Source organism: Methylomonas sp. LWB (assembly GCF_001856095.1).
GTDB classification, from domain to species: Bacteria; Pseudomonadota; Gammaproteobacteria; order Methylococcales; family Methylomonadaceae; genus Methylomonas; species Methylomonas koyamae_A.
The window spans coordinates 251629-268011 of the sequence record NZ_MKMC01000056.1 but is presented as its reverse complement, the minus strand read 5'-3'; the positions used below and the strand labels follow the sequence as shown (position 1 = coordinate 268011).

Genomic DNA, 16383 nt, shown 5'->3' with positions numbered 1-16383 from the left:
TGTTCGCCATTATCCACGAAAACCCTAGCGAAGGCTAGAACGCTCGCCGAACAGCGCCGTGCCGATCCGCACCAACGTCGAGCCTTCGGCGACCGCGGCCCGCAAATCGCCACTCATGCCGTAAGACAAGGTATCCAACCCAGGCAGATTCAACGCCTGAACCGCCGAGCAAAGCGAGCGGTAAGGCTGGCATTGCGCGGCATAGTCGGATTGCGGCTCGGGTATGGCCATCACGCCGCGCAACCTCAACCGGGGCAACTTCGCCACTTGTTCGACCAACGCCGGCAGCTCGGCCAGCGCCACACCGGATTTACTGGCTTCACCGCTGATGTTGACTTGCAAGCAAACATTCAACGGCGGCAGATAATCCGGGCGCTGCTCGCTGAGCCGCTCGGCGATTTTCAGTCGATCGACGCTATGCACCCAGGCGAAATGCTGGGCGATCGGCTTGGTTTTATTGGATTGAATCGGACCGATGAAATGCCAGGAGATCGCAAACGCCGACAATGCCTGCTGCTTTATCAAAGCCTCCTGTAGGTAATTTTCGCCGAAATGGCGCTGCCCCCAACGATAGGCGGCGGCCACGTCGGCGGCGGGTTTGGTTTTACTGACTGCCAACAAACGCACGCACCCGGTCGCCCGGCCGACGGCGATCTCGGCGGCACGCAATTCGGCGGTCACCGCCGCGAAACGCTCTGCTATCGTCGTCATGACGACTCATCGCTCCGCTTACCCACGAACAAACGGGAAAACAACAAGCCGGACTCGAACAGCATCCACATAGGCACGGCCAACAAGGTTTGCGACAAAGCATCCGGCGGCGTCAAAAACATCGCAACCACAAACACACCGACGATGACGTAAGGACGCTTTTCGGCCAAACTTTCCGGCGAAACGATGCCGGCCCAAACCAGTACGATCGTAAAAATCGGCACCTCGAAGCAAACTCCGAACGCAAAAAACATCCCCAATACAAAATCGAGATAGGTGGCGATGTCGGTCATCACAGCGACCCCGGCCGGCGCGGTCGCGGTCAAATAACCGAACACCAACGGAAACACCAGAAAATACGCAAATGCCGCGCCGCCGTAAAACAACAAGGTACTGGCAACCAATAGCGGCAATACCATCAGCTTTTCATGACGGTATAAACCCGGCGCGACGAAGCCCCAAAACTGATAGAGAATAAACGGAATAGCGGCGAACACCGCGACGACGAAGGCCAGCTTGAACGGCGTGAAAAACGGCGAAGCGACGTCGATAGCGATCATCGAGCTGTTTTTAGGCATGTGCGCCAACAGCGGCTCCGCCAAATAAGCGTAAATCTCGTTGGCATAGCTGGCGGTACCGATGAACACCAACAGTACGCACAACACCACCTTAAGCAGGCGGTCGCGCAATTCGACGAGATGACTGAAAAAAGATTGTTCGCTATCCTGCGGATTTGTGCGGGTCATTGGGCTGATCGGTCTCGGTCGGCGCCTGCAAGCTAAAGTTGATGTCGTCCACGGCGGACTGGGTGTCTCTCAAGGCCTGTTGCAATTCGTCGGCTCCGATTCGCTGTTGCAACAATTGCCGCATTTCCTCGGCCTGCAATTCCTGTTTGATTTCGGCCTTGGCGGTCGAAATGATGCCGCGCGCCTTACCCACCCATAAACCCGCAATGCGCGCGGCCTTAGGCAGCTTTTCGGGCCCCAGCACCAGCAGGGCCACTAGCCCTATCATCAGCAACTCGGAAAAACCGACTTCGAACATGGCTTAGACCTGATCTTTTTCTTTATGAGTCACTTCGCCTTCCAGGGTTTCGCCATTTTCCTTGGCTAACGACTTATCGGATTCACCTCCTTCCTTGACCGCCGAACGAAAACCCTTGATCGCCTCGCCCAGATCGGCACCGACGTTTTTTAAGCGCTTGGTACCGAAGACCAGAACCACGATCACCAACACCACTAACAAATGCGGAATACTGAAGCCCATGACTCGCTCCTAATTAATTCGTTTGGGAAGATTGACGCTGCGCTTTTTCTTGAAGTCCGGACAAGCCGAAACGCCGGCGCAACTCGTTCAACACGGCATCCGGGCCCAGCCCTTGATGCGCCAGCAACACCATGCTGTGAAACCAGAGGTCGGCGACTTCGTAGACAATCTTTTCCGGATCGCCGTCTTTAGCGGCCATGACCGTCTCGGTGGCCTCCTCGCCGATCTTTTTTAGGATTTGATCCAGACCTTTGGCGTAAAGACCCGCCACATAAGACTGATCGGCGGATTGTTGCTTGCGCTGTTCGAGAACTTCGGCAAGTTGGTGCAGAACGTCGCTCATTCAACCGGGGACAATGGTTAATAAAGTCAAAATCATAACACGACCGCCGCAAAAACCGACGGGCAAAAAAAACCTCCCAGCGCTTGCGCGGTGGAAGGCAAAAAACCAAGCGGAGTACTTAAGAAGGAGGTTACCGCTCGTTATTACAACACCAGGAGGTAGTTACAAATTCGGGATCAGCCGTTGGACTGAGCTTTGGACATATTGCTAAACATCGACGTCGCCGCAAACAGAACCGTCGAGACCAAAAACAAACCGGACATAAAGTTCCAAATCCCGGCAAAAAACAAAGTACCGATCAGAATATCTTTTTTCATGTCTTGCATCGCTTTCATCTCCTCTCAACCTTGCCCTTGACAAGATTCCATCTGTTTGCTTTTCAGTTGCCGCATACTATACAGTACAAAAAAAAGTTTACAATTCGGAATTTATTAAATAAATTGTATCCATTAGAGAAACAATTAGCGTATTAGCACGCCTACCCCCCCCAGACGACCAAGGAGGTTTCGATGGATAAACTGACCAGCATGAATGTGTTTGTACGCGTCGCCAAAGCCGGTAGCTTTGCCGGCGCCGCCAAGGACTTGGACATTTCCAGGGCGATGGCCACCAAACACATCATGCAGCTCGAAAGCGAATTGAACACCCGCTTGTTCAACCGCACCACCCGCAGCCTAAGTCTAACCGAGGCCGGCGAAGCCTATTTGGAACGCTGTCAGCAGGTGCTGTTGGACGTCGCCGAGATGGAGTCGGCGGTCACCCATTTGCAAACCGAACCGCGCGGCATGTTGAAAATCCTGGCGCCGCCGGTCATTGGCGCCAGCCACATTTCGCCCGGACTGACCGAGTATCTGAAAAACTATCCGGACCTGTCGGTCGATATGGTGCTAAAAGGCGGCCAGGTAGACCTGATCGACGAAGGCGTCGATTTGGCGATTTACCTGGGCCAACTTAACGACACCAGCTTGGTCGCCCGCAAAATCGCCACCTCGTCGCTGGTGGTTTGCGCTTCGCCGGAATATTTGAAGCTGCACGGCACTCCTCAAGACCCGGAAGACCTGGAGGATCATAGCTGCTTGATCAACTGGGCGATTCCACCACGCAATAAATGGCGTTTCAAAGGCATTCTCGGCGAACGGACAGTTACAGTGACCGGCCGGATGCAGGCCAATATGGCCGACCCGATCCGCAATGCCGCCGTCAACGGCCTTGGCCTGATCATGCTGCCGCGCTACATCGTCGGCCGCGACATCGAACAAGGTCGCTTGCAAGTGGTGATGGAGCAATACGGTATCACCCCGCTGGAAATTTACGCGGTTTATCCGCACCGCAAATATTTGTCGGCCAAAGTGCGATCGTTTCTGGACTTCATCCAAGCTTGGCTGCCGCATCGCATCGGCATGGATCCGCCGTGAACGACCTGCAAGCAAAATGGGACGCGATCTATCAAGCCGCCCACCAACCAGGACCGCCGACCGAAGTGCTGGCTGAACACCCCTTCCTGTTACCGGCCGAGGGCTCTGCGCTGGATCTGGCTTGCGGATTAGGCGGAAATGCTTTGTTTTTAGCCCAGCAAGGCCTGCGCGTCCAAGCCTGGGACATCTCCTCGCGCGCACTGGAAATACTAGCCTCCCACGCCAAGCTAAGATCGCTCGACATCACCTGCCGGCAACACCGTATCGAAGCCGACAGCTTGCGCAATCAGCTATTCGATGTAATTGTCATCAGTCGTTTTCTTGACCGCACCCTGTGTAATGCGATAATGACGGCCTTGAAGCCCGAAGGCTTGTTGTTTTATCAAACCTTTATCCGCGACAAACCGGAACCGATCGGCCCCAGCAACCCCGCTTTCCTGCTGAACCGCAACGAATTGTTACAACTGTTTGCCCCGCTGACGCCGGTATATTACCGGGAATACGCCCGCACCGGCGACTTGCGGCGCGGACCACGCAACGAAGCGGCCTTCATCGGACAGAATACCAACCTTGACTCGACACCATGATAGACAATCTCGACCCCAAACAAGCCTGGGCCTTACTGCAGAACAACCCATCCGCGGTACTGATCGACGTTAGAACCGCGATCGAACACGGTTTCGTCGGCCATCCTCCCAAAGCGATACACATCGCCTGGAAGGAATTCCCCGGCATGCAACTCAACCCGACCTTCGTGGAGCAGGTGCAACAACACGCCCCGGACCCATCGGCGCCGATTTTGTTGTTATGCCGCAGTGGCGTCCGCTCGGTCGAAGCCGCCAAAGCTCTGGAAGCGGCCGGCTACCGGCATTTGGTCAACATCCTGGAAGGCTTCGAAGGCCCGCTGGACGAGCAAAAACACCGCGGAAAACTCGGCGGCTGGCGTTTCCACGGCCTGCCCTGGGAACAAAGCTAAGCCGTCGCAAATATTTTTCAGTATCGAGGCAAGCGCCTCTACCTACATCGATTTCCCTATTCTCTAAAAATCCGACAATCCTGTGATAGAAAAACTTAGAAACATCGCCATCATCGCTCACGTTGACCATGGCAAAACCACCCTCGTCGATCAATTGCTGCAACAATCCGGCACCTTCGACGCCCACGAAAAAGTCGACGAACGCGTGATGGACTCCAACGCGCTGGAAAAAGAACGCGGAATCACCATTCTGGCGAAGAATACCGCGATCGACTGGAACGGCTATCACATCAACATCGTCGACACACCGGGCCACGCCGATTTCGGCGGCGAAGTGGAGCGGGTGCTGTCCATGGTCGATTGCGTATTGTTGCTGGTCGACGCCGTGGACGGCCCTATGCCGCAAACCCGCTTCGTGACTCAGAAAGCCTTCGCCCTGGGCTTGAAACCCATCGTCGTCATCAACAAAGTCGACCGCCCCGGCGCCCGCCCGGACTGGGTCATCGACCAAACTTTCGATTTGTTCGACCGGCTCGGCGCCACCGACGAACAATTGGATTTCCCGATCGTCTATGCCTCGGCGCTGAAAGGTTACGCGGGTCTGGAACTGGAAAGCACCGTCGAGGGCGGTGACATGACCCCGCTGTTCCAAACCATCGTCGACAAGGTGAGTCCGCCGCCGGTCAATATCGACGGCCCGTTCCAAATGCAAGTCATCAGCCTGGACTACAACAGCTATGTTGGCGTGATCGGCATTGGCCGCATCCAGCGCGGCAGCGTCAAAACCAACCAACCGCTGACCTTGATCAACCGAGAAGGCGCCACCCGCAACGGCCGAATGCTGCAAATCTTCGGTTTCAAGGGGCTGGAACGTATCGAAGTGCCGCAAGCGCAAGCCGGCGACATCATCGCGTTCACCGGTATCGACAAACTGGAAATTTCAGACACGTTATGTCAGCAGGACGCGGTCGAAGCCTTGCCGCCGCTGAAAGTCGACGAACCGACCGTCAGCATGACGTTCCAGGTCAACAACTCGCCGTTCGCCGGCAAGGAAGGCAAATTCGTCACGTCGCGGCAAATACGCGATCGGCTGCACAAGGAATTGCAGCACAACGTCGCATTGCGCGTCGAGGACACCAGCGATCCGGACAAATTTAAAGTGTCCGGCCGCGGCGAATTGCATTTGTCGATTTTGATCGAAAACATGCGTCGCGAAGGCTTCGAATTGGGCGTGTCGCGTCCGGAAGTGATTTTCAAGGAAGAAGATGGCGTCACCACCGAACCGTTCGAAATGGTCACCATCGAAGTGGAAGATGAACATCAGGGCGCGATCATGGAAAAACTCGGCGAGCGCAAGGGCGATTTGCTGAACATGGTCCCTGACGGCAAGGGCCGTATCCGCTTGGAATATATGGTACCGTCGCGCGGCTTGATCGGCTTCCAAACCGAATTCATGACCGCCACTTCCGGGTCCGGTTTGTTCTACCACGTCTTCGACCATTACGGCCCTGTCAAACCCGGTACCTTCGGCGTGCGTAAGCGCGGCGTATTGGTCTCGATGGTTCAAGGCAAGGCATTGGCCTACGCGCTGTTCGCCCTTCAAGAACGCGGCGAATTGTTCATCGTTCACGCCGACGAAGTCTACGAAGGCATGCTGGTTGGCATTCATTCGCGCGCCAACGATTTGGTTGTGAACCCGACCAAGGCCAAACAGCTCACCAACATCCGCGCGGCCGGCACCGACGAAAACCTGATCCTGACCCGCATCCAAAAAATGACGCTGGAACAGGCCTTGGAATTCATCGACGAGGACGAACTGGTCGAAGTCACGCCGCAATCGATACGCCTGCGTAAAAAGCTGCTATCCGAGAACGACCGCAAACGCGCCTCGCGTTCAGCTGAATAAACCAGCACGCGCAAACCTGAAAATCGCCGGTTTCTCGCTTCGAGGCCGGCGATCTGATCGAGTGGTCCGGAACCCCGCTATTGCCGGACCGGCGAATCCACGACCCGCCACGCCGTCTTGCCGCACTCAGTCAATCCAGCCAAACAGCATCATCGACAAAAATCGGCACGCGCCAACCGGTATTGCCGCACGCGTTGAACCTCGGTTTATTGCAGCACAAACTTCAAACCGATCACGAGCAACAAGGTTGCCAGGGCCGGACGGAGAAATTGCTCCGGAATCTTCGCGCTCAAGTGGCTACCCAGCCAGATACCCGGCAGAGAACCGGCCAACAAGCTCAACAGCAATTGCAAATCGAAGTTTCCGAGACTCAAGTGCCCAAGCCCGGCCACTGCGGTCAATGGAATCGCATGGGCCAGATCGGTGCCGACAATTTTCAGCGTCGTCATTCTCGGATATAGAAATAGCAGCGCGACGGTACCCAGCGCACCGGCTCCCACCGACGACAGGGTCACCAACACGCCCAATATCGCGCCGGTCAACACCGTTGCAAATCGCTCCCAACTCGGCGAAAACCGGCCACTGTTATCCTGATTGCTATGCTCGTCGTCGATTTCTTCTTTCGCCGAATGACGTAGCATCCAGCTACGAACCAGCAACGCGCAGGCCGTCAGCAACAAAGCCACGCCCAACGTGAAAGTAATCATACCGGTGGTTTCCTTACCGACCGCCATCAGATTTTTCAGCACGTAAAGCGTCATACCCGCGAACGGCAAGCTACCCAGCGCGAGCCAACCGACGATGCGCCAATCCACGGACTTGTGCTTGCCGTGATGAACAAAAACGCCGGCGGTTTTGGTAATCGCCGCGTATAACAGATCGGTACCGACCGCGACGGCTGGTTTGAAACCGAAAAGGAACACCAACAACGGCGTCATCAAAGAGCCGCCGCCGACGCCGGTCACGCCCACCAGCAAACCGACTACAAAACCCGACAGCGTATACATTAAATTCATAATTTCCGGCCTTCTATTTCGTTAATTCAGATAAGCGCGGACATTATGCCAGTGTTACCGGTCGGCATTTTAATGATAAAAATGAATACTATTATGCCTTTTTCAGATACAAAAGCCCGCAGCCTCGATTGCCACCATCACTGTGGCAATCCAGCCAAGTCGCCGGCGGACTCCAAGGTCACACGCTCCACCTTTTAGAACCGCGAGCGCGGTACTTAGCGAAATAGCGATTTCCGGTAAAGATATAAATGCACGCCTAAATTGGCGACGAACAGGTAGCCCGTCGCCGCATGCCAGTGCCGCCAGCGTTTTCGGCGCACCGCAGTAAGTGCCAGCGAGGCCGCCAGACTCCCCAACATGGCGATTTTGTTGTAACGGTTAATGCGCTTCTTGGTCAACAGCGGCGGCGTTAACGCGTCGCCCAAGACATTGTCGACGGCGGCATCGAGTTTGGCTTCCAGCTCTGCCATCGGTGTATCCCCGGGATCGAAACTCACGACGACACTGCCGGTGCGTGGATTGGCTTGCCATTGGGTAATCGCCGTGATGTTTGCCAACTCCCGGCTAAGTTGAGTTTGTCGAGCCGGGTCCCGCAAGCCTTTGTCGCGTATTCTGATTCGTCCAGGCAACGAAGATACAATTCTGCTCATGCAATCGGTTTATCATTGAAAATTGAAAGGATCGCCGCACACGGAGATGCGACGACTAATCGCTCGCTTCCGGCATTTCGACTCGAAACCAGGCGGCATATAGGGCTGGCAAAAACAATAGGGTCAGCAACGTGGCCACAGTGAGCCCGCCCATGATGGCGACCGCCATGGGGCCGAAAAACGCGCTGCGCGTCAGCGGAATCATCGCCAATATCGCCGCCGCCGCCGTCAACACGATAGGGCGAAAACGCCGCACCGTGGAATCGACGATGGCATCGAAATCGGCGCGGCCGGCCGCTTTATCCTGATCGATTTGATCGACCAGGATTACCGAATTACGCATGATCATGCCCGACAACGCGATCGTGCCCAACATCGCCACAAAGCCGAACGGCTGATGAAACAGCAACAAGAACAGTGTCACGCCTATCATGCCAAGCGGCGCGGTCAATACGACCAACGCGACTCGGGAAAAACTTTGCAACTGAATCATCAACACCGTCAAGACGCTGATGACGAACAGCGGCATACCGGCAGCCACCGACTCGCCGCCTTTCGCCGACTCCTCGACCGCGCCGCCGGTTTCCAAGCGATACCCGACCGGCAGCTTACGTTTGAATTCGGCCAGATCGGCCTCGATCCGGGCCGAAACCATCGGCGCCTGGATGTCGCCGTACAGATTCGCCCGCACGGTCACGGTCGGAATCCGATTCCGGCGCCAGATCACGCCCTCCTCAAAGCCGTATTCCAGAATCGCGATTTGCGACAGCGGCACGCTATGCCCGCTCCTGGTAGGCAACATCAGATGTTGCAATAGCGATAAATGCTGGCGCTCAACCTTGGTGCCGCGAATCAGCAAATCGATGCGCTCGATGTCCTCGCGAAACTCGGTGACGTACAATCCCTGCAAAGCGCCGTTGATCAGATTGGCAATGTCGTTGGAGCCAATGCCGAGCAGACGAGCCTTGGATTGATCGACATCGACCCTGACGACTTTGACCGGTTCCTCCCAGTCCAATTGCACATTGGACAAATAAGGGGTGGCGCGCATCGTATCGGCCACCTGTCGAGCCAGACGGCGCAATTCGCTCAAATCCGGTCCGGATACCCGAAACTGCACCGGAAAACCGACCGGCGGGCCGTTTTCCAAACGCAGAACGCTGCCCCGCAAATTGGGGAAATCCTGTTCGAACAATTGAATCAAGCGAAGCCGCAGCGCCTCGCGTTCCGCGGGTCCCTGAGTCAAAACCACGAATTGGGCAAAATTGCGCTGCGGTAACTGTTGATCCAACGGCAGATAAAAGCGCGGACTGCCGTTGCCCACATAGGCCACGTAGTTTTCGATGCCGGATTGCCGGCTCAACCAATCTTCCAGTTTTTTCACCTCGGCTTCGGTCGCCGCGTAAGATACGCCTTCGGCCAAACGTAGATCCACGACGAGTTCGGGCCGGGTCGAATCCGGAAAAAATTGTTGTTGCACGAATTTAAAACCGACGATCGCCCCGACGAACATTGCCAACGTAATCGTAATCACCAACCAACGATGCGAGACGCAGCCGGCCACCAACCCGCGAAACCGGCGATAAAAAGGCGTCTGGTACAAATCGTCGTGACCGGTCGCCTCGCTGCCGATGCCGGCGCGCGCCAACCAGCGGGCAAACACCGACGGTCGGGCGTGGCGATCTCGGTAATTCGGCAGTAGCCGAAATCCCAAATAAGGCACAAACACCACCGCAGCGACCCAAGACACCAACAACGCAATCACCACCACCTGGAAAATCGAGCGGGTGTATTCGCCGGTCGAAGATTCGGCGGTGGCGATCGGCAAAAAACCGGCGGCGGTGACCAAGGTACCGCTGAGCATCGGCATCGCGGTCGAGGTATAGGCAAAGGCCGCCGCCCTGGTACGCTCCCAGCCCTGCTCCATTTTCGACGCCATCATTTCGACCGCGATGATGGCATCGTCCACTAGCAAGCCGAGCGCCAAAATCAACGCGCCCAACGAAATCTTATGCAAACCGACGCCGAACAAATGCATGAGCCAAAAGGTGATCGCCAATACCACCGGTATGCTAATGGCCACGACGATGCCGGTACGTAATCCCAGCGACATCAAGCTAACCGCCAACACGATCACGACCGCTTCCGCCAGCGATTTGACGAATTCGTTGACCGATCGCTGCACGGCTTTAGGTTGAGACGAAACCGGATGCAGTTCCAGACCGACCGGCAACTGGCTTTGAATTTGGGTGACCGCGGCGTCCAGAGCCTTGCCCAGCCGAATGATGTCGCCGCCGTCACGCATGGCGACACCGAGCAATAAGGATTCTTGACCGTTAAAACGCACCTTGTCCTTGGGCGGATCTTCGTAGCCCCTGCCGACTGTCGCGACATCGCCGAGGCGAAATTCCTGATTGTTAACCCGGAGTCTCACATCCCTCAAGGCCTCCACCTGGTCGTAGCGACCGGATACGGCGATCCGGACGTGCTCGTCGGGCGAGTCGAAACTGCCGCTGCCGGTGACCAGATTTTGGGCCTGTAGGGTCTGCAGCATGCTGACCACATCGATACCCATCGTCGCCAACTTGGCATTCGACAAATCGACGTAGATACGCTGTTTTTGCTCGCCGAAAAAATCCACCTTGACGACGTCCGGCACCCGCAACAATTCGGCGCGTACCGTTTCGGCGTGCCGTTTCAATTCGGCGTAGTCGTAACCCGGCCCTGTCAACGCGTATAAATTGCCGTAGACATCGCCGAATTCGTCGTTAAAGGTTGGCCCTTCGACGCCGTCGGGCAGGGTATAGCGAATATCGCCGACCTTTTTCCGCGCCTGATAAAAAATATTGGGGACTTCGCTGGGCGGCGTCGAATCGAGGGCCGACAGAAATATCAATGATTCGCCGGCTCGCGAGTAGCTGCGCAAGGTATCCAGCCACGGCACTTCCTGGAGTTTTTTCTCGAGTTTATCGGTGACCTGCCGCTCGACCTCTTCCGCGCTAGCTCCAGGCCAACCGGTTCTTATCACCATGATCTTGAACGTAAACGGCGGGTCCTCGGATTGCCCCAGCTTGGTATAAGACGCCATCCCGACCAACGTCATTACCAGCATCGCGTACAGTACCAGCGCCGGGTGGCGCAAGGCCCACTCGGACAGGTTGAATCCCTTCATGGCCGACTCCGCGACGGCACCGCTCTGACGATCTGGCCCGGCACCAAGGTCTGAACACCCGCCGCGACGACTTGCTCCCCACTTTGCAAACCCTCTAGGATCAGCACGCCATCCTCACGGTAATCGCCGGCCCGCACCGGTCTGGGCCGCACTTCGCCATTGGCTGGATTGACGACCCAAACCACCGTCCGTCCGTCCCGCTCGGTCAACGCCGGCGTCGGCAGCAAATAGGCGGCGGTATCTTGCCGATAAAAACGCACCCCGGCCGTCATGCCCAAGCGTACCGCCGCATCGGGATTCTGAAGCGCCACCCGCACCTGGAAGGTGCGGGTGGCGCTATCGGCGGCCGGCGCCACCTCCCTGACCCGGCCCTGATACGTCACCCCCGGATACGCCCATAAGCGGACTTCAGCCGGCGTATCGACCGCAATTCCAGCCATCCGCGACTCGGGTACCGCGATCGCTACCTCCTTGGCTTCGGCCACCGCGATCCGAACGATGGGTTCGCCAGCCGCGACAACCTGCCCCGGCTCGGCGCGGATCTCGGTCACCACGCCGTCGCGTTCGGCCAATAGATGGGTATAGCGCGACTGATTACCGGTCACGGCGGCCTGAGCGCGTGCCTGCTTGGCGCGGGCGGCGGCGGCCTTGTACTGGGCTTCCTGAATATCCAAGGCCTGATTGGAGATAAACTTGCGGGCGTACAATTGCCGCTGCCGGTCCAATTCGGCCTGCGCCAGCGCCAGATCGGCTTCGGCGGCCCGCACTTCGGCCTGGGCGGCCTGAGTGGACAAGCCGGTATCGACCGCATCCAACTTCGCCAACATCTGACCGGCCACGACCACGGCGCCGACGTCGACGTTGCGTTCGATAATCTTGCCGGCGATCCTGAAACCCTGCACACTTTCGTATCGCGAACGAACCTCGCCGACCAGCGTGGTCGGCGCTTCGGCAGTGCGTTCCCCCACCGTCGTCACCAATGCCGGCCTGGGCGGCGGCGGCGGCGGCACCGGTTGCTCGCAGCCGATCAACATCAGCAGCGGCAACATCGCAAACAAAAACTTCATTGAATTTCCTCGAGAGGTGAAATGGCGTTGGACGGGATACGGCTTCAAGCGGAAGCGGCCATGGCCTGCAAGATGGTTTCCAGCGGCACCAACGAAATTTCGGCGCTGAACAACAAGGCGTTGTCCGCGCGAAACAGCCCGTAACATTCGTAATCCAGCGGTGTGGCGCGCAGATCGCCGAAATCGTGTTCGGCGCAATTGGCGGCCGGTTTGATCAGAATATGTAAAGCGTCGTTACTGCGTAATTCGGCCAACAGCCGCCGGTCGATGCTGATTTTGTGAGAGGTGTACACCATCGGATTACGCTCGAAGTCGTGCTGCCATTTCAACGCTTTTTCCAATAAGGCACTGGACAACAGCGCGCAAGGAAACAACTCCGGAAAACCGACGACATCCTGAATTTCGTCGATGTATTCCGATTGATCCCGCAATGAGCCGCACAGAAAATTCTTGGCATTGCTGTTCATCATGAACTTGCGTTTCAGGAAATAGCCGTTCGGCAGAAAGCAGCGATCCGGCTGGATCCGCATCTCGCCGATGCCTAGCAAATCCGGCTTGCCCGTCACCAACGGCCGGGCGGTTTCCTTTTTAAAGCCCATCAACGCCAGGCCGCCATCGGCCTTGACCGCGATCCGGTTGCTCAGTACCGGCTCGGGTTCGAGTTTGAATTGCGACTGTTTGATCTCGACCGCCACGTGTTGACCCGGCTTGACCGCGTTGGCGAAAGTAAACTGGTAATTGCTGAAATGCAGACCGTGCTCGGCAATCAACCGCTCTTCACCCAGCTCGCGGCGGAAATCCGCCACTTTGCCCTCGACCAGCGATTCCAACTGAAACCCCATCACGATCGGGCCGGCGAACGGATTCCGACTGATCCGACCCCACTTCTTACTGTCGTGAAACAGGTTGAAGTCGTCGGTGGAGTTGCGGGCGACGTCGATATGCAGCTTGCTGAAAATTTCCGAATTCATGACATCCTTGGGTTCGAGTTGGCAACGATGACTAAGCGCCGACATGCTAGCACCGATCACATCGCCGGAAAATTGGCCGGAATTGTCGCCGATCAAATCGCCGGCACGATTCCGCTAGTCGCGATCCATGGCATCGGTACATGCGAAATCCGCGATAAGAGTACCGACGCAAGTCAAGTCGGACCGGGTAAGTTTAGCGCGAGACGCGACTCTCGTTTGTCGTTGCCGTTATTCCTCGAGGCAGCACACCTTGTTACGCCCGGTTTGCTTGGCTTGGTATAGCGCTTGGTCCGCCAGATTCAGCAAGGTATCGATGTTGACGCTGGATTCGCGCAACGTAGCGATACCGATGGACACGGTGAACCGTAACGGCAACCCCGACGCCAGCGCAATTTTGCTGGCGGCGACGATGACCCGCAAGCGGTCGGCCACTTCGACCGCTTTTTGCAAACCGGTTTCAGGCAACAACACCGCAAATTCCTCGCCGCCCAAGCGGCCGGGAATGTCGATTTCGCGGAGCGTCTCGATGAAGATTTGCCCCATTTTCTGCAAAACCCTATCCCCGATCGCGTGGCCGTAAGTATCGTTAATGGCCTTGAAGCGATCGATATCCAGCATCAACACCGACAAGTGGTTGCCGTAACGCTGTACCCTGGCCAGTTCCAGTTCGGCCTGCTCCATGAAGTACCGCCGATTGGCGATACCGGTCAGATAATCCAGATGAGCCTGTCGTTCCAATTGTTCCAGCAAATGTCGGCGATCGGTGATGTCCTGTACTTGCGACACGAAGTACAAAATCCGGTCTTCGCCGTCCCGAACCGCCGAAACGCTCAGCAAAATCCAAATCAGCCGGCCGTCCTTATGAAAATAACGTTTTTCCATCTGATAGCCGGTACCGTCACCGTCCAACAGCGCTTGAACTTGACTCAAATCGCTTTGTAAATCGTCGGGATGGGTGATGTCTTGAAAAGTCAGACCCAGCAATTCCGCCTCGCTGTAACCGACGATCTTGCACAACGCGGCGTTGACTTGCATGAAATGACCATCCGGTAAAACCAACGCCATGCCGATGGCGGCGGCGTCGAAGGTGGAGCGGAAGCGGGCATCCAGTTCCTGACGCACGGTTTCGCGCTCGCGAAGTTCGGTCACATCGTCGTAAATCGCCACCAATTCGCCGCTGGGCAATTGGTAAACGTAGTTGTCGCGCCAGCCGTCGACTCGTCCGTCCCGGTAATGCGCGGATGGAAACGCCTCGGCCCGACCCGTCGCGGCAACCCGGCGCAATACCGCCGCCAAACCGAATTCGGCGGCGCCCGGAAACACCTGACTCAACGGGCGACCTATCACTTGGTCACGCTGAATCTTGTCAATTGCCTCGGCCGCTTTGTTAAAGGCCAGAAACACGAAATCGCTGGCTTCGGCGTCAATCGGCAAATACACGGCAACACCGCTGCTCATGTTTTCGAATAAGGCCTGCAAGCGCGCCTCGCTATCCGTCAATGCCTGCTTCTCGCGCTGCAACTGACTATTGCGTTCGTGCAACTCCAGGGTACGTTCCTCGACTTTTTCAGCCAGCCGCTGACTTAACGTCACTAATTCCTCGGCGGTCTGCCGCTGGCGCAAGCGATCCAGTCCGTATGCGCCGAGAATTTGCGCCAGATCGGCGTACATGCGGGTGATTTTCTCCAAACGCTCTCGAGGCACCACCGGAATCTTGGCGATGGCACGCAAATACGCTTCTTCATCGAATTTCAGATTCTGTGCTCGCTCCCGGAAATAATCGGAGTCGGGCGGCTCGGTAAAACACTGGCCGGTAAAAATATTCGCGACATGATAACCGTCGACGATAATCGGCATCGCGCAGTCCACCAAACCGTTCAGGCAAGCGTAAATCGCAAACGCCTCTCCCTTCAGCAAACTGGCGGCCAATACCGTATCGCTGTCCAAACAATTGCCGCGAGTGCGGGGATCGACGCGATGATAGAGCGCGCAGGCGTCTTGCCAACCGGAGTGGGTGATAACGACGCCGTCGGTATCGATGACGGCGTTGGCGATGCCAATCAGCTCGCATAACCCGTCCATCAATGTCTGCAAACTCGCGACATCGACAAGATCGGCAAATTTTAGATTGGCAACGGCCATGGCAAAGCACCAGGAGTCGTGGATTTCGGACCGAGACCAATGCTGCGCGCGGTCCGGGGCGGCGTATCTTACTCCCGCGGTGACGCCAAAGAAAAAAAATCGCCCGGCGGGAACCGGACCGAATCAGGACAGGGCTTTGGCCGCCGCTCAAGCGAATTCTAGGCCACTTTACGGTCATAAACGCGCCGCCCCAACACGGCATCCCTGACGGATTCCGCCAGCATGGTCAGGCGGTAGGTGCCGGCTTCGCTAACCTTAAGCTCGCCCAAGACGGCAGCCAAATGCGCCATCGCTACGTCGTAATGCGCGTCGTCCGGATGGAATTTCATCAAACACCGATGTGCCGGACATAACAAGTTGTTCGCGCTTGCTTCCTCCGCGCGGACGACGTCCGGCAAAGGCACGAAATTCTGACCGGCCGACGTCCTGGACTTGGGACTGTCGCGTCCGAAAGCCACCGCGAAATAAGCATCCAACAGCTTGGACGCGTCAAAGTCGCTGGATAAGGCTACGTTCAAATAGGCCTTTAGTGCCTTGGCGTGTTCGGCAACCGGGCGATTGTTGAAAAATCGGTTGATCCGATAATCGTCGAGCATCTTTTCGCAAACGCGATCGACGATAGCGCCGACAAGCACGGCGTCGGAGAATTCGGAACGGGCGGAAGGCAGTCCGGAAACCACGGTAGTTGTCATAATCGTCTCCTGGCGGATTGTTGACATAAACCAGTGTTCCCGCGCCTTGCGGATTG

Annotated in this window: 17 protein-coding genes; 4 read left to right on the top strand and 13 right to left on the bottom strand. The window is 56.7% G+C overall.

Annotated elements, in window-relative coordinates; genetic code table 11:
• Window positions 1-24: 24 nt before the first annotated feature.
• From BJL95_RS19360 to BJL95_RS25295, 6 genes are all read right to left on the bottom strand, one after another.
• On the bottom strand, window positions 25-711 hold the full coding sequence (locus BJL95_RS19360; protein ID WP_064029040.1) for a YggS family pyridoxal phosphate-dependent enzyme: 687 nt from the start codon (window positions 709-711) through the stop codon (window positions 25-27).
• Window positions 708-1457: a twin-arginine translocase subunit TatC gene (tatC, locus tag BJL95_RS19355; RefSeq protein WP_071160280.1), complete on the bottom strand. Its 750-nt coding sequence runs from the start codon at window positions 1455-1457 to the stop codon at window positions 708-710. Before tatC ends, BJL95_RS19360 begins: the two co-directional genes overlap by 4 nt.
• Complete coding sequence (gene tatB, locus BJL95_RS19350) at window positions 1432-1755, bottom strand: Sec-independent protein translocase protein TatB (RefSeq protein ID WP_071160278.1); 324 nt, start codon at window positions 1753-1755, stop codon at window positions 1432-1434. The genes tatC and tatB overlap by 26 nt, the downstream gene beginning before the upstream one ends.
• Window positions 1756-1758: 3 nt before the next feature.
• Complete coding sequence (gene tatA / locus BJL95_RS19345) at window positions 1759-1977, bottom strand: Sec-independent protein translocase subunit TatA (protein ID WP_064029034.1); 219 nt, start codon at window positions 1975-1977, stop codon at window positions 1759-1761.
• 13 nt (window positions 1978-1990) lie between these two features.
• On the bottom strand, window positions 1991-2320 hold the full coding sequence (locus BJL95_RS19340) for a phosphoribosyl-ATP diphosphatase (protein ID WP_064029032.1): 330 nt from the start codon (window positions 2318-2320) through the stop codon (window positions 1991-1993).
• A gap of 176 nt (window positions 2321-2496) precedes the next feature.
• Window positions 2497-2646, bottom strand: a complete 150-nt coding sequence (locus BJL95_RS25295) for a hypothetical protein (protein ID WP_168030132.1) — start codon at window positions 2644-2646, stop codon at window positions 2497-2499.
• A gap of 183 nt (window positions 2647-2829) precedes the next feature.
• Here BJL95_RS25295 and BJL95_RS19335 point away from each other — a divergent pair, with 183 nt between their 5' ends.
• The 4 genes from BJL95_RS19335 to typA all read left to right on the top strand — a co-directional run bounded on the left by BJL95_RS19335 (window position 2830) and on the right by typA (window position 6617).
• On the top strand, window positions 2830-3735 hold the full coding sequence (locus tag BJL95_RS19335) for a LysR family transcriptional regulator (RefSeq protein ID WP_064029030.1): 906 nt from the start codon (window positions 2830-2832) through the stop codon (window positions 3733-3735).
• Window positions 3732-4322, top strand: a complete 591-nt coding sequence (locus tag BJL95_RS19330) for a bifunctional 2-polyprenyl-6-hydroxyphenol methylase/3-demethylubiquinol 3-O-methyltransferase UbiG (protein ID WP_071160276.1) — start codon at window positions 3732-3734, stop codon at window positions 4320-4322. Before BJL95_RS19335 ends, BJL95_RS19330 begins: the two co-directional genes overlap by 4 nt.
• Window positions 4319-4711: a rhodanese-like domain-containing protein gene (locus BJL95_RS19325; protein WP_064029026.1), complete on the top strand. Its 393-nt coding sequence runs from the start codon at window positions 4319-4321 to the stop codon at window positions 4709-4711. The genes BJL95_RS19330 and BJL95_RS19325 overlap by 4 nt, the downstream gene beginning before the upstream one ends.
• An 82-nt stretch (window positions 4712-4793) precedes the next feature.
• Window positions 4794-6617 carry a translational GTPase TypA gene (gene typA / locus BJL95_RS19320; protein ID WP_064029024.1) on the top strand — a complete coding sequence of 608 codons (1824 nt, stop codon included), beginning with the start codon at window positions 4794-4796 and terminating at the stop codon, window positions 6615-6617.
• Window positions 6618-6823: 206 nt separating this feature from the next.
• Here typA and BJL95_RS19315 read toward each other — a convergent pair whose 3' ends face one another.
• The 7 genes from BJL95_RS19315 to BJL95_RS19285 form a co-directional block, all read right to left on the bottom strand.
• Entirely contained in the window at window positions 6824-7633 is an 810-nt protein-coding gene (locus BJL95_RS19315; protein WP_064029022.1) for a sulfite exporter TauE/SafE family protein, read from the bottom strand.
• A gap of 215 nt (window positions 7634-7848) precedes the next feature.
• A complete protein-coding gene (locus BJL95_RS19310; protein WP_064029020.1) occupies window positions 7849-8283 on the bottom strand; it encodes an HMA2 domain-containing protein in 435 nt (144 codons plus the stop codon).
• A gap of 55 nt (window positions 8284-8338) precedes the next feature.
• Entirely contained in the window at window positions 8339-11455 is a 3117-nt protein-coding gene (locus tag BJL95_RS19305; RefSeq protein ID WP_071160274.1) for an efflux RND transporter permease subunit, read from the bottom strand.
• The gene (locus BJL95_RS19300) at window positions 11452-12522 is read right to left on the bottom strand and encodes an efflux RND transporter periplasmic adaptor subunit (RefSeq protein ID WP_064025301.1); all 1071 of its coding nucleotides are present in this window, start codon (window positions 12520-12522) and stop codon (window positions 11452-11454) included. Before BJL95_RS19300 ends, BJL95_RS19305 begins: the two co-directional genes overlap by 4 nt.
• Before the next feature lie 44 nt (window positions 12523-12566).
• Window positions 12567-13538: a hypothetical protein gene (locus BJL95_RS19295; protein WP_083386170.1), complete on the bottom strand. Its 972-nt coding sequence runs from the start codon at window positions 13536-13538 to the stop codon at window positions 12567-12569.
• 183 nt (window positions 13539-13721) lie between these two features.
• On the bottom strand, window positions 13722-15635 hold the full coding sequence (locus tag BJL95_RS19290) for a diguanylate cyclase (protein WP_071160272.1): 1914 nt from the start codon (window positions 15633-15635) through the stop codon (window positions 13722-13724).
• 158 nt (window positions 15636-15793) lie between these two features.
• A complete protein-coding gene (locus BJL95_RS19285) occupies window positions 15794-16327 on the bottom strand; it encodes a hypothetical protein (protein ID WP_071160270.1) in 534 nt (177 codons plus the stop codon).
• Between the last annotated feature and the right edge of the window lie 56 nt (window positions 16328-16383).

Bases quoted from the DNA above. Each gene is read 5' to 3' on its own strand.
- BJL95_RS19335 (WP_064029030.1), top strand. From the start codon at position 2,830: ATGGATAAACTGACCAGCATGAATGTGTTTGTACGCGTCGCCAAAGCC.
- tatA (WP_064029034.1), bottom strand. From the start codon at position 1,977: ATGGGCTTCAGTATTCCGCATTTGTTAGTGGTGTTGGTGATCGTGGTT.
- BJL95_RS25295 (WP_168030132.1), bottom strand. From the start codon at position 2,646: ATGCAAGACATGAAAAAAGATATTCTGATCGGTACTTTGTTTTTTGCC.
- tatB (WP_071160278.1), bottom strand. From the start codon at position 1,755: ATGTTCGAAGTCGGTTTTTCCGAGTTGCTGATGATAGGGCTAGTGGCC.
- BJL95_RS19315 (WP_064029022.1), bottom strand. From the start codon at position 7,633: ATGAATTTAATGTATACGCTGTCGGGTTTTGTAGTCGGTTTGCTGGTG.
- BJL95_RS19285 (WP_071160270.1), bottom strand. From the start codon at position 16,327: ATGACAACTACCGTGGTTTCCGGACTGCCTTCCGCCCGTTCCGAATTC.
- BJL95_RS19305 (WP_071160274.1), bottom strand. From the start codon at position 11,455: ATGAAGGGATTCAACCTGTCCGAGTGGGCCTTGCGCCACCCGGCGCTG.
- BJL95_RS19325 (WP_064029026.1), top strand. From the start codon at position 4,319: ATGATAGACAATCTCGACCCCAAACAAGCCTGGGCCTTACTGCAGAAC.
- tatC (WP_071160280.1), bottom strand. From the start codon at position 1,457: ATGACCCGCACAAATCCGCAGGATAGCGAACAATCTTTTTTCAGTCAT.
- BJL95_RS19295 (WP_083386170.1), bottom strand. From the start codon at position 13,538: ATGTCGGCGCTTAGTCATCGTTGCCAACTCGAACCCAAGGATGTCATG.
- BJL95_RS19340 (WP_064029032.1), bottom strand. From the start codon at position 2,320: ATGAGCGACGTTCTGCACCAACTTGCCGAAGTTCTCGAACAGCGCAAG.
- BJL95_RS19310 (WP_064029020.1), bottom strand. From the start codon at position 8,283: ATGAGCAGAATTGTATCTTCGTTGCCTGGACGAATCAGAATACGCGAC.
- BJL95_RS19360 (WP_064029040.1), bottom strand. From the start codon at position 711: ATGACGACGATAGCAGAGCGTTTCGCGGCGGTGACCGCCGAATTGCGT.
- BJL95_RS19300 (WP_064025301.1), bottom strand. From the start codon at position 12,522: ATGAAGTTTTTGTTTGCGATGTTGCCGCTGCTGATGTTGATCGGCTGC.
- BJL95_RS19290 (WP_071160272.1), bottom strand. From the start codon at position 15,635: ATGGCCGTTGCCAATCTAAAATTTGCCGATCTTGTCGATGTCGCGAGT.